10 protein-coding genes are annotated in these 12,161 nt (G+C 36.4%); 4 read left to right on the top strand and 6 right to left on the bottom strand.

Features of this window, described 5'->3' with window-relative positions:
- Positions 1-483: 483 nt before the first annotated feature.
- The 6 genes from aspS to atpD form a co-directional block, all read right to left on the bottom strand.
- Positions 484-2,229, bottom strand: a complete 1,746-nt coding sequence (gene aspS / locus GN105_RS07340; RefSeq protein ID WP_155284760.1) for an aspartate--tRNA ligase — start codon at positions 2,227-2,229, stop codon at positions 484-486.
- A 142-nt stretch (positions 2,230-2,371) separates the two neighbouring features.
- Positions 2,372-2,785, bottom strand: a complete 414-nt coding sequence (locus GN105_RS07335) for a lipocalin-like domain-containing protein (RefSeq protein WP_155284759.1) — start codon at positions 2,783-2,785, stop codon at positions 2,372-2,374.
- Positions 2,786-2,892: 107 nt separating this feature from the next.
- Positions 2,893-3,630: a lipocalin-like domain-containing protein gene (locus GN105_RS07330; RefSeq protein ID WP_155284758.1), complete on the bottom strand. Its 738-nt coding sequence runs from the start codon at positions 3,628-3,630 to the stop codon at positions 2,893-2,895.
- A 193-nt stretch (positions 3,631-3,823) separates the two neighbouring features.
- Positions 3,824-4,963 (bottom strand): recombinase RecA, encoded by a 1,140-nt coding sequence (gene recA / locus GN105_RS07325; protein WP_155284757.1) that lies wholly within the window; start codon positions 4,961-4,963, stop codon positions 3,824-3,826.
- 143 nt (positions 4,964-5,106) lie between these two features.
- Positions 5,107-5,388, bottom strand: a complete 282-nt coding sequence (locus tag GN105_RS07320; protein ID WP_155284756.1) for a hypothetical protein — start codon at positions 5,386-5,388, stop codon at positions 5,107-5,109.
- Positions 5,389-5,407: 19 nt separating this feature from the next.
- Entirely contained in the window at positions 5,408-6,916 is a 1,509-nt protein-coding gene (atpD, locus tag GN105_RS07315; protein ID WP_095896079.1) for a F0F1 ATP synthase subunit beta, read from the bottom strand.
- 435 nt (positions 6,917-7,351) lie between these two features.
- Here atpD and thiL point away from each other — a divergent pair, with 435 nt between their 5' ends.
- The 4 genes from thiL to uvrC all read left to right on the top strand — a co-directional run bounded on the left by thiL (position 7,352) and on the right by uvrC (position 11,858).
- The gene (gene thiL, locus GN105_RS07310) at positions 7,352-8,401 is read left to right on the top strand and encodes a thiamine-phosphate kinase (RefSeq protein WP_155284755.1); all 1,050 of its coding nucleotides are present in this window, start codon (positions 7,352-7,354) and stop codon (positions 8,399-8,401) included.
- Positions 8,398-9,306 (top strand): ABC transporter permease, encoded by a 909-nt coding sequence (locus tag GN105_RS07305; protein WP_155284754.1) that lies wholly within the window; start codon positions 8,398-8,400, stop codon positions 9,304-9,306. The genes thiL and GN105_RS07305 overlap by 4 nt, the downstream gene beginning before the upstream one ends.
- Positions 9,287-9,922: an ATP-binding cassette domain-containing protein gene (locus GN105_RS07300; RefSeq protein ID WP_155284753.1), complete on the top strand. Its 636-nt coding sequence runs from the start codon at positions 9,287-9,289 to the stop codon at positions 9,920-9,922. Before GN105_RS07305 ends, GN105_RS07300 begins: the two co-directional genes overlap by 20 nt.
- A 139-nt stretch (positions 9,923-10,061) precedes the next feature.
- Positions 10,062-11,858, top strand: a complete 1,797-nt coding sequence (uvrC, locus tag GN105_RS07295) for an excinuclease ABC subunit UvrC (RefSeq protein ID WP_155284838.1) — start codon at positions 10,062-10,064, stop codon at positions 11,856-11,858.
- Positions 11,859-12,161 lie beyond the last annotated feature (303 nt).

Below are 12,161 nucleotides of genomic sequence, written 5' to 3'. Positions count from 1 at the left end.
CTATTTCAATTCAAAATACCACTACGACAGACTAAAATATTTTTATAACTTAATAAAATACCTATACGATAACATAAATCAAAACTATTTCAACCCAAAATACCACTACGACAGATTAAAATATTTTTATCTATTAATAAAATACTACTACGCTAACGTAAATCAAAATTATTTCAACCCAAAATACCACTACGACATATTTAATACTTTTTTATAAATCAAAAAATAGCACTACAACAAGCTGAAATCTTTTTGAAAATCACAGAAATAGTACTATCATCACAATACAAAAATTCTCCGGAGACTTTTTTGTAATCAAAATTGTAATTTTACATATCGAAAATCGTGTACTATTGCCTATTTTGCCTTATCGTAAAAATAAAAGTTGCTGTCGTATCCCTACGACAGCAACAACCTAAATCATATGAGTATAGCATTACGCTATGAAAGCTTGGCTATAAAATAGCCAAAATCTTTTCTTTGTTATTTCAGCCTGATATGCAATTCATCAAGCTGTGTCGGGTCAATTGGCGAGGGTGCATCAATCATCACATCGCGTCCGGAGTTGTTTTTCGGGAAGGCTATAAAATCACGGATAGTTTCTTGTCCTCCCAAAATGGCTACCAATCTGTCAAAACCGAAAGCCAAGCCTCCGTGTGGCGGTGCCCCGTATTTAAAGGCGTTCATCAAGAAGCCAAATTGTGCCTCTGCTTGCTCAGGCGTGAAGCCCAATAACTCAAACATTTTGGCTTGAAGTTCTTTATCAAAAATTCGGATAGAACCTCCCCCTATTTCGTTTCCGTTCAGCACCAAATCGTACGCATTTGCCCGTACTGCCCCCGGATTGGTGTCAAGCAGCGGAATATCTTCAGGTTTTGGAGACGTAAACGGATGGTGCATTGCAAAAAATCGGTTCTCTTCTTCATTGAACTCCAATAATGGGAAGTCCACCACCCATAACGGAGCAAATTCGTCCGCTTTGCGAAGTCCCAAACGTTCGGCAAGTTCCATACGCAAGGCAGAAAGTTGCCCACGCACCTTGTCGGCTTTTCCGGAGAGGATACAAATCAGGTCGCCCGCCTTGGCTTCGGTGCGTTCCGCCCATTTTTTAAGGTCTTCTTCCGTATAGAATTTATCTATGGACGATTTGAAACTGCCATCTTCGTTGCATTTCACATACACCATTCCTGATGCTCCCACTTGCGGGCGTTTTACCCACTCTATCAAGGCGTCAATCTCCTTGCGTGTGTAGCTGTTAGCCCCCGGAACGGCAATCCCGACCACCAATTCCGCTTCGTTAAATACTTTGAAGTCTTTATGTTGTGTAATATCGTTGAGTTCACCGAATTTCATCCCGAAACGGATATCCGGTTTGTCGTTTCCGTAGGTTTTCATCGCTTCGGCGTAGGTCATTCGTGGGAATTTTTCTACCGAAACGCCTTTTACTTCCTTCAACAGGTGTTTTGTAAGTCCTTCAAAGGTATTGATGATGTCTTCTTGCTCCACGAAGGACATTTCACAGTCGATTTGAGTGAATTCCGGCTGTCTGTCGGCACGTAAATCCTCATCGCGGAAGCATTTTACAATCTGGAAATATTTATCCAGCCCGCCTACCATCAAAAGTTGCTTGAACGTTTGTGGCGACTGCGGAAGTGCGTAAAATTCTCCTTCGTTCATACGTGACGGCACCACAAAATCGCGCGCTCCTTCGGGCGTTGATTTGATAAGCACGGGAGTTTCCACCTCAATAAAGCCTTTGGCAGAAAGATAGTTACGAACTTGCATCGCTACTTCGTGCCGGAAAATCAAATTATTGCGAACGGGAGTTCGGCGAATGTCCAAATATCTGTATTTCATACGGATGTCTTCTCCGCCATCGGTATTGTCTTCAATGGTGAAGGGCGGTAACTCCGATTTGTTAAGAACAGAAAGTTCGGTAACCAAAATTTCCACTTCACCTGTGGGAATATTTTTATTTTTGGACTCGCGTTCGATAACCTTTCCCTTTACCTGAATGACGTCTTCCCGTGATAGGGCTTCAGCCTGCTGAAAAACCTTTTTGTCAGTGCGTTGTTCGTCAAATATTAGCTGCGTGATTCCGTAACGGTCGCGTATGTCTGCCCAAATCATAAAGCCTTTATTTCGAGTACGCTGTACCCAGCCACTGAGGGTGATTTCTTTATTTACGTCCGTCAGGCGAAGCTCGCCGCAAGTATGTGTTCTGTACATTTTTAGAGATTTGTTTTACGATTGCAAAAGTAGTGAAATTTTGAGAATTCGAAAAACAAGATTTCGTTTTTATAACAAACAAAAAATCCCCAACAATAATACATATTGATGAGGATTCATTTTCAGAGTTTATTGTTTTTAACTAACTTTTCTTATACGTCGTAACCGTAGTAATTGTCATATTATCATCTTGCTCCACTAAGGTCATTGTAAGGGTGTTATTAGTTATTGTAAAGTTAAATTCTTCTTTTTCCCCTTCACTAATCTCAATGATTTTATTATCTGAAATGGTATATTTGGCAATGTCGTCCCCTAAAGGTATGCAAACGCCGTTCTTCATTTCTGATTCAATTCGATTGATGGTTTTATCAGTAAAAACCAATGTTTCTTTCTTTTCACAGTCAGAGAGATTTTGTAAAGAGCCATTTACAACCTTAGTTTGAATGTGCCAAACTCCAATTAACAGACTGTTAGTTTCATCTAAGTTTTTATCATCTTTCCCACAAAAAACAAGCAACGTTAAAGCTATAAAAGCCGAAGTTAAAATTCTTTTCATTGTTAAAATAGTTTTATGTGTTAAACAATTAAGGCACAAATAAAAACATTATTTTGAGAATTAGCCAAATAAAAAGGCAGAAAAATAAATCTCTGATTTTTACGAAGTTATTGTCTGGTATAGGTTGTTGTTCTTCTTTTGTCAGGAGTTTGGAATGTTAATATGTTATCTTTTATCGAATAATTTATTTTATAATCTCCTATGGTGATTGTAGTTTCCGTAGATGTATAGTTTTTTACCTCCTTTTTGTTAAGGTCTTCTATACAATCGTCTCCCTGTGATTTGAAATAATTATCTGTAATTGTTTTTTCTTCAATGGTCATAAAAAACTCTTTCTCACACTTTTGAAATTGTGTTTTTTTGCCATTAATAACATCATCTTTCAGTTTCCACTTCCCAATAAGAGGGTTCAAAACCTTTTCATAAACAGCTATATAGTCTCCAGCAGACAGCGTCAAAGTATTTCCCTTAATGATAAAATTTCCTGTTTCTTCAGTTCCTGTTTTTCCGTTAACAAATGTGAGTTGATTTCCTTTGAAAGAAAAAGTTCCATATCCATCTTCTTTCCTACAATCTTCTCCATCAACAGAATAATGTACTTTTGTGTAAGTATTGTCTAATTTGAATACGTAAGTATCTAATTTATTGCAGTTATTGAGTGAATTTTTGCCATTTTCTGTTTCAGATTTTAATCTCCACTCGCCAACTAACTGCTCGATGCTATTTTGCTCACTTTGCGTTTGCTGATTATCAGGTGTGTCAGTTGTAGAAGAATCACTATCTTTCCCACAAGAAGCAAGCAAGGTTAAAGCTATAAAAGCCGAAGTTAAAATTCTTTTCATCATTAAAATAGTTTTATGTGTTAAACAATTAAGGCACAAATAAAAACATTATTCGAGAATTAGCCAAATAAAAAAATCGGAAGTTTACTTTCCGATTTTTTATAATTTCCCCTTTTATATATTTTACAAATGATTCCGTTTCCCTTTTTTAAATGTCAACCTTCGTATTTATAACACAAAAGTCAGCTTTATTGGGCTATTCCTCGGTATCATCATATTGGTCGTCATCGTACTGCTCTTCATCAGCCTCTTCCTGAATTGCTTTGGATGTTGATTTTTTACCCTTTCCTGATGGTTTGGGTTCAGATTCGTTTTTCTTCAAGTATTCTCTGATTTTTGCTTCCAGCTCCTCTGCCAACTCGGGATTATCTTTGAGTAACGCCTTTACGGTATCACGTCCTTGACCTAATTTTGTTCCTTCATAGCTGAACCACGAACCGCTTTTGGTAATGATATTTGCATCTACGCCTATATCGATGATTTCTCCAATTTTAGAAATTCCCTCCCCGAACATTATGTCAAACTCAGCCGATTTAAACGGAGGAGCCACTTTATTTTTAACCACTTTTACCTTGGTTCGATTTCCGATAATTTCCCCGCTGGAATCCTTAATCGTTCCACCGCCTGCTTTACGAATATCCAAACGCACCGAAGCGTAGAATTTCAGAGCATTTCCTCCCGTTGTAGTTTCAGGATTACCAAAAGTTATTCCTATTTTGTCTCGTAACTGGTTGATAAAAATAACAATACAGTTTGCTTTATTGATGCTTCCTGTTATTTTACGCAATGCTTGCGACATCAATCGTGCGTGAACTCCCATTTTTGAGTCCCCCATATCTCCTTCAATTTCACTCTTCGGAGTAAGAGCAGCTACTGAGTCAATTACAATCAAATCAACTGCATTTGAGCGAATTAAGGCATCTGCAATTTCCAATGCTTGCTCTCCGTGGTCGGGTTGAGAAACCAGCAAATTATTGATATCTACTCCCAACTTATGAGCATAAGAACGGTCAAACGCGTGCTCCGCATCAATAAATGCTGCCGTTCCGCCTGCTTTTTGAACCTCAGCAATTGCGTGCAATGTTAAAGTAGTTTTACCTGATGATTCAGGTCCAAAAATCTCAATCACACGTCCTTTGGGGTAACCTCCCACTCCTAAAGCCATATCCAAACTTACTGAACCTGTGGAGAACGTTTCAATTTCTTCTACTTTTGCATCGCCCAGTTGCATTACAGTACCTTTTCCGTAAGTTTTATCCAACTTCTCCAAGGTCAATTTCAAGGCATTCAACTTTGCCTCCTGAGGACTTAATTCTTTACTATCTTTTTTAGCCATTTTTTCTACTATTTTCTTAATTCGATTTATTGAGTTGCTAAATTACCATTTATTTTTATAGAATACAAATTTCCAAGCAGAATCCTACAAACAAAAACAGCTGCAAATCTACAGCTGTTTTTGAAATGTAATAATCCAATTGTTTAATCTGCTAATATAGTTGCTTTGTTATTATTAAATTCCAAAGTGCCACCATTAATAGCTAATAAAAATTCTCTTTTCTTATTGCCTTTCTCGAAACGAGAAGCCACGTCTTCTTTTGGTTGAATGTCTCCGTACAATTTTATATACCCTTTTGTTAAAACGGATATAATTGCAGCGTGGTTCTCTAACATTTGAAACTCCCCGTTAATCCCCGGAACAGATATAGCTTCTACCTCTCCTTTGTACAGAATCATTTCGGGGGTAACAATTTCTACTTTCATATTTGTTTGTTTTTCAAGATTACTGAGCTTCTGCTAACATTTTCTCTCCGGCAGCAATGGCATCTTCAATATTTCCTTTTAAGTTGAAGGCTGCTTCCGGTAAATGGTCTAACTCTCCATCAATAATCATATTAAATCCTTTGATGGTATCTTTAATATCTACCAATACTCCCGGAATACCCGTAAATTGCTCCGCTACGTGGAATGGTTGCGACAAGAAACGTTGTACGCGTCTTGCTCGGGCAACCGCCAATTTATCTTCTTCCGAAAGTTCTTCCATACCCAAAATGGCGATAATATCTTGCAACTCTTTATAATGTTGCAACAATTTTTTCACGCGTTGAGCACACTCGTAATGCTCTTTTCCTAAAATTTCAGGAGTTAAGATTCGTGATGTAGAATCTAACGGGTCAACCGCAGGATAAATCCCTAACTCAGCAATTTTACGAGAAAGTACCGTAGTGGCATCAAGGTGAGCAAACGTAGTTGCAGGAGCAGGGTCAGTTAAGTCATCGGCAGGAACGTAAACCGCTTGTACTGAAGTAATTGAACCTGTTTTAGTTGACGTAATACGCTCTTGCATCGCACCCATTTCAGTTGCCAAAGTAGGCTGATAACCCACCGCTGAAGGCATACGCCCTAACAACGCCGATACCTCAGAACCTGCTTGTGTAAAACGGAAGATGTTATCAACGAAGAAAAGTACGTCTTTCCCCTGCCCGTCGCCGGCTCCATCACGGAAATACTCGGCAATGGTAAGCCCTGAAAGTGCCACACGTGCACGAGCTCCGGGTGGTTCATTCATCTGACCGAAAACAAACGTAGCTTTTGATTCTTTCATTGCTTGTTTGTCCACTTTGCTCAAATCCCAACCACCTTTTTCCATAGAGTGCATAAATTCCTCACCATATTTGATGATTCCGGACTCCAACATCTCTCTTAAAAGGTCATTCCCTTCACGAGTACGTTCTCCTACACCAGCGAATACGGAAAGCCCTCCGTGCCCTTTTGCAATATTATTGATAAGTTCCTGAATCAAAACGGTTTTTCCTACTCCGGCACCACCAAACAACCCGATTTTTCCTCCTTTGGCATAAGGCTCAATAAGGTCGATTACTTTAATTCCGGTGAAAAGCACTTCGGTTGAAGTAGAAAGTTCTTCAAATTTAGGAGCTTCGCGGTGGATAGGCAGTCCGTTTGCACCATCTTTCGGAAGGTTTCCTAATCCGTCAATTCCGTCACCAATTACGTTGAATAGGCGTCCGTAAATATCTTTACCAACAGGCATTTGAATAGGATTTCCTGTTGCAATTACTTCTGTGTCACGACTTAATCCTTCGGTTGAATCCATTGAGATTGCTCTAACGACATCTTCCCCAATGTGCGATTGCACTTCCAATACTAATTTTGAACCATCTGCTTTAATAATTTCCAATGAATCGTAAATTCGAGGAAGTTCGCTCTCGGAAGCAAATACAACATCTACTACCGGCCCGATTACTTGTGATACTTTACCTTTTTGAGACATTACTTATCTGTTATATTTAATTTTCTGTTTGATTTTTTAATTCACTGTAAAACATTGCAACTATGTGCAATTACTACTGTCTGCAAAGATATATTTTTATCGGTAAATCTAAAAATTTTTTAATCTTTTTTTATTGATTAAAATCAGTTTTAATCGTTAAACACAAACATAAAAAACTAATAATCAGAAAAATAAATTCTATACATATCTTTTTATAAAACTTCGTTTCAAAGCCTTTCATTTTGTTTTTATCTTTTTAAAATCAATTGAAAATTATGTAAATGGGTTTTAAATTAAATCACTTATTATCAACACAAAATGAGCCGGAAGAATTTCTGTATTTTGAATTTCACGATTATATTTTTGAAATAATTAGTTTCCTGTATTATCTTTGACCCTGAATTCTATTTACACGAAACTGATTTTGATTAACTTATGATAGAAAATAAAAACCAACAACGTACTTCTTTATCCGATTTGGGAGAATTCGGGCTAATTTCACATCTGACAAAAAGCTTTGAAATCAAAAATCCGTCCACCTTAAAAGGAGTTGGAGACGATGCCGCTGTAATTGATTTTAAAAATAAAAAAGCTGTAATTTCCACCGACTTGCTAATTGAGGGAGTTCACTTTGATTTGAGTTACGTTCCACTAAAACATTTGGGATACAAATCTGTAATGGTAAATTTGTCAGATATTTACGCAATGAACGCTAAGGCTACACAAATTACGGTTTCCATAGCGGTATCCAATCGTTTTCCATTGGAAGCCTTAGAAGAACTTTATGAAGGCATCAGGCTTGCGTGTGAAATTTACAAAGTGGATTTGGTGGGAGGCGATACTACTTCATCTACACGCGGACTTATCATTTCAGTTACGGCTATTGGTGAAGCGGAAACGGAAGAAATTGTTTATCGTAACGGAGCGAAAGAAAATGACCTTATTGTAGTTACAGGAGATTTGGGAGGAGCCTATCTTGGTTTACAGGTTTTGGAACGTGAAAAAGCGGTGTTTCAGGTAAACCCAAATTCCCAACCTGATTTGGATATGTATTCTTATATTATTGAACGCCAGCTTAAACCCGAAGCTCGGAAAGATATCCCGCCTTTACTGAAAAAGTTAGGTGTGTTGCCAACATCAATGATGGACATTAGCGATGGATTGTCATCAGAAATTTTACATATCTGTGAGCAATCTGAAGCGGGATGCCGTTTGTTTGAGGATAAAATTCCGCTTGACCCAGAAGTAATTAGCACGTGTGAAGAATTTAATCTGGATAGCACAACTATTGCCTTAAGTGGTGGCGAGGATTATGAATTGTTGTTTACCATCTCTCAAAAAGATTACGATAAAATCAAAGGTAACCCTAACCTTTCGGTTATCGGATATATCACAAACAAAGAACAAGGCAGATATTTGGTTACTCGTTCGGGAGAAGCCGTAGAAATTATCGCCAAAGGCTGGAATGCGTTGAAAAATGAATGATACAAATTGCTCTTAATCTGGCTTATATTTACTTGCGAAAGTTTTTCGTCAAAGGAGATTTGCTTGCGGTAAGTCTCCTTTTGGGAGGTATTCTATTCTCTTTATTTGGTATTTTTCAGCATTATACGGATTATTTCTTTTTGTTATTTTTATTTCTTTGGGGAACTGCGTCTCATCATTTGGGAAGGAAAGATACTGAGTTACTAAGAAATTATACGAATCACAGAAAAATACTCTTCACGGAATATTGCATTGAAAACATCTTGGTTTTATTTGTTTTCTTGTTAAAAAAAGATTTTAGCAATCTTCTAATATATCTGATTTGCATTGCCATTATTACATTTTTACCACAAAAAACAAGCAAAACAAAATATCCTTTCCTGATTTTTGACCCTCAATGGCATATTTCATTCCGAAAGTACAGATTAATATTATTTTTCCCTTTGTGTTTAGCTTTAATTTACATCGGATACGCTTACGAAAACCAAAATTTAGGCATTTTTTCATTGATTTTGGCTGCTTTTATCTGCTCATTACCTTATTTTGAACGTGAATTGAGTGTTCATATCTCTATTTCAAATTATTTAGGAAAAGATTACTTATGGAAAAGTTTGAAAATTGGCTTCTTAAACTTCGTGATGTTTTTTACTCCTATCTTTCTAACTTTTTTAATTGTATTTCAAGAATTTACATACTTTTGGGTTTTTCCAATATTTTTCACACTTCCTTTGGTGGGAATTTTAACCAAATACGCTTTTTTTGAAAGCACAATAATGCAAAGTTTAGTGTTTTTTGCTGTAATGAGCGGAATTTTATACGGAGTTCCTTTGGTAGCTATTCCTTTACTTTATTATAAGTCTGTACAATCTCTCAAAAAAATACAATATGCTAACTATCAACATTAATGATAAAAAATATAGTTCAAAAGTTATCTTACAAAATATCGAATTACAAATTCCCAAAAACGGACTTTATGGATTTGTCGGAAAAAACGGCTCAGGAAAGACAACTCTTTTTAAATGCGTCAGTCACTTAACTGATTTTCAGGGTGAAATTCTGTATAAAAACAAAAAACTATTACCGCAACAAATTGCTTTTCTCACTACAGAACCCTTTCTTTATGAGCATCTTACCGTAGGGGAATTTTACAATTTTTTTCGTAAACTCGCTCAAATCAACCACAGTCAAGAACCCATTTTTGATGTAAATAAAAATCTACTGATAAAAGAATTATCAACAGGAATGCGAAAAAAGGTCTATTTCAATGCCGTTTTCCAAAAAAAATATGACATCTACATTTTTGACGAACCTTTCAACGGATTGGACTTAGAATCAGTATTTTCCATTAAAAAACTTTTAACAACGCTATCCGAAAATCACATTGTTTTCATCTCTTCTCACATTTTAGAAACTTTGAAAGATTGTCACAAAATCTTCCTTTTAGAAAATAATTCCTTAACGGTTTTTGAAAATTATCAATTAGATAAATTAACTTCTTTTTTAACAAGAGACTTTATTTAATTTTTTCTCTAATTCTGAATTAAGATTTCATTTTCAAAATCAACGAAAAAAAATTATTTGTAATTGATTTACAACACGTTATGTTTTCGTAAAATTTATGTAATTTTGTGCCGAAAATTTTAATTTTTCGATGGTTAAAATGGAACTCTCCGCTATTGACATAACGCTGCAAACTTTGCCCGATTCACCCGGAATTTATCAATTTTATGATAAAAATGATGCCATTTTGTATGTAGGAAAGGCAAGAAACCTGAAAAAAAGAGTGTCTTCCTACTTCCAAAAGCAACACGAATCGGGAAAAACACGCCTTTTGGTCAAAAAAATAGCCCGAATTGAACATATTGTGGTAGAAACTGAAAGTGATGCATTGCTTTTAGAGAATAATCTCATCAAAAAATACCAGCCTCGCTACAATATCCTGCTAAAAGACGACAAAAGTTATCCGTGGATATGTGTCAAAAAAGAACGTTTCCCGCGAATTTTCCAAACCCGACGCGTGATTAAAGACGGTTCGCTTTATTTTGGTCCATACACCAACATAAAAACGGTTCGGACGCTGTTGGAACTCATCAAAGAATTGTATCCTCTGCGGAATTGCTCCTATGATTTATCCATTCAGAATATTGAAAATCAAAAGTTTAAAGTCTGCTTAGAATATCACATCAAAAATTGTAAAGGAGCGTGTGAAGGACTGCAAACAGAAGCCGATTACAATCAAAACATTGCCGAAATCGTTGAAATTCTCAAAGGAAATTTCAAAGATGTTTTAAAACGATTTCGGGAAGAAATGACCGTTTTGGCGAGCGAACTTCGTTTTGAAGAAGCACAACAAATCAAGGAAAAAATCGATATTTTAGAAAATTATCAAGCCAAATCAACCATTGTAAGTTCAAAAATCAATAATGTTGATGTGTTTTCGATAGTTTCGGACGAAGAATTCGGTTACGTAAACTTTCTGCAGGTGGCTTACGGGGCAATTGTTCGGGCTCATACCATCGAAATCAAGAAAAAATTGGAAGAAACCGACCGAGAGCTCCTTGAATTAGCCATTGTGGACATTCGGGAACGATTTTTTTCCAATTCCCAAGAAATTATTGTGCCTTTTGAGGTGACTTTATCCAAAAATTTGCATTTAACCATTCCAAAATTGGGCGAAAAACATCAATTGTTAGAACTTTCGCTGCGAAATGCAAAACTTTTCCGACAAGAACGCTTCAAACAAGTAAAAATCACTGACCCTGAACGGCATACCAATCGGATTTTATCGCAAATACAACGGGATTTACACCTGTCCGTTCCGCCAATTCACATTGAATGCTTTGATAACTCTAACATTCAGGGAACCAATCCGGTAGCAGCTTGCGTAGTTTTCAAAAATGCCAAACCGAGCAAAAAGGATTATCGTCATTTTAACATCAAAACGGTGGAAGGTCCGAACGATTTTGCTTCGATGGAAGAAGTGGTTTATCGTCGTTACAAGCGTCTGCTTGAAGAGAAACAACCTCTGCCTCAACTCATTATCATCGATGGCGGAAAAGGACAACTTTCATCGGCACTAAAGGCTTTGACCGATTTGAATCTGCGAGGCAAAATAGCCATCATCGGGATTGCCAAACGCTTGGAAGAGATTTATTTTCCGGAGGATAGCATTCCGTTGTATTTAGACAAAAAATCGGAAACTTTAAAAATTATACAACAGCTTCGTAATGAAGCACATCGCTTCGGGATTACTTTCCACAGACAGAAACGAAGCAAATCCGCAATTACTTCTGAATTAGATGCTATTGAAGGCATCGGCGAAAAAACCAAAGAAACGCTGCTGAAACACTTCAAATCCGTAAAACGCATCCGTGAGGCAAGCCTTGAAGAGCTTGAAAGTGTTGCAGGACATCGCGGGAAAAAGGTTTTTACTTATTTTTATTCTAAATTATTGTGATGTTTTTCACACAAATAATATCTTTCTGTTATATTTAATCATAAAAATATATAAAATCATTGAAATACATTACAAAATATTGATTATAACAAAAAATACTCTACCTTTGCAAAATTGTCTTAGAAAATTTTGAATAAAAAACTAAATCAAAAGAATTTATTGTTGAAATTTCATTGAGTTGCAGTTATTTGTTACATTAAAATTACTTTTTTCTATTTTTTTTCATTTATTTTCTACTACAAAACAAGTCAGAAAAACCTGAGACAGTTACTCTAAATTTGTAATCAGGATTACCAAAAATAA

The organism is Capnocytophaga felis, assembly GCF_009684755.1.
Taxonomy (GTDB): domain Bacteria; phylum Bacteroidota; class Bacteroidia; order Flavobacteriales; family Flavobacteriaceae; genus Capnocytophaga; species Capnocytophaga felis.
The sequence above is the reverse complement of the archived record's forward strand: the minus strand, read 5'-3'. Positions and strand labels throughout refer to the sequence as shown.

Excerpts from the sequence above, each read along its gene's own strand:
- aspS (WP_155284760.1), bottom strand. The coding sequence starts at position 2,229 with ATGTACAGAACACATACTTGCGGCGAGCTTCGCCTGACGGACGTAAAT.
- GN105_RS07335 (WP_155284759.1), bottom strand. The coding sequence starts at position 2,785 with ATGAAAAGAATTTTAACTTCGGCTTTTATAGCTTTAACGTTGCTTGTT.
- GN105_RS07330 (WP_155284758.1), bottom strand. The coding sequence starts at position 3,630 with ATGATGAAAAGAATTTTAACTTCGGCTTTTATAGCTTTAACCTTGCTT.
- recA (WP_155284757.1), bottom strand. The coding sequence starts at position 4,963 with ATGGCTAAAAAAGATAGTAAAGAATTAAGTCCTCAGGAGGCAAAGTTG.
- GN105_RS07320 (WP_155284756.1), bottom strand. The coding sequence starts at position 5,388 with ATGAAAGTAGAAATTGTTACCCCCGAAATGATTCTGTACAAAGGAGAG.
- atpD (WP_095896079.1), bottom strand. The coding sequence starts at position 6,916 with ATGTCTCAAAAAGGTAAAGTATCACAAGTAATCGGGCCGGTAGTAGAT.
- thiL (WP_155284755.1), top strand. The coding sequence starts at position 7,352 with ATGATAGAAAATAAAAACCAACAACGTACTTCTTTATCCGATTTGGGA.
- GN105_RS07305 (WP_155284754.1), top strand. The coding sequence starts at position 8,398 with ATGATACAAATTGCTCTTAATCTGGCTTATATTTACTTGCGAAAGTTT.
- GN105_RS07300 (WP_155284753.1), top strand. The coding sequence starts at position 9,287 with ATGCTAACTATCAACATTAATGATAAAAAATATAGTTCAAAAGTTATC.
- uvrC (WP_155284838.1), top strand. The coding sequence starts at position 10,062 with ATGGAACTCTCCGCTATTGACATAACGCTGCAAACTTTGCCCGATTCA.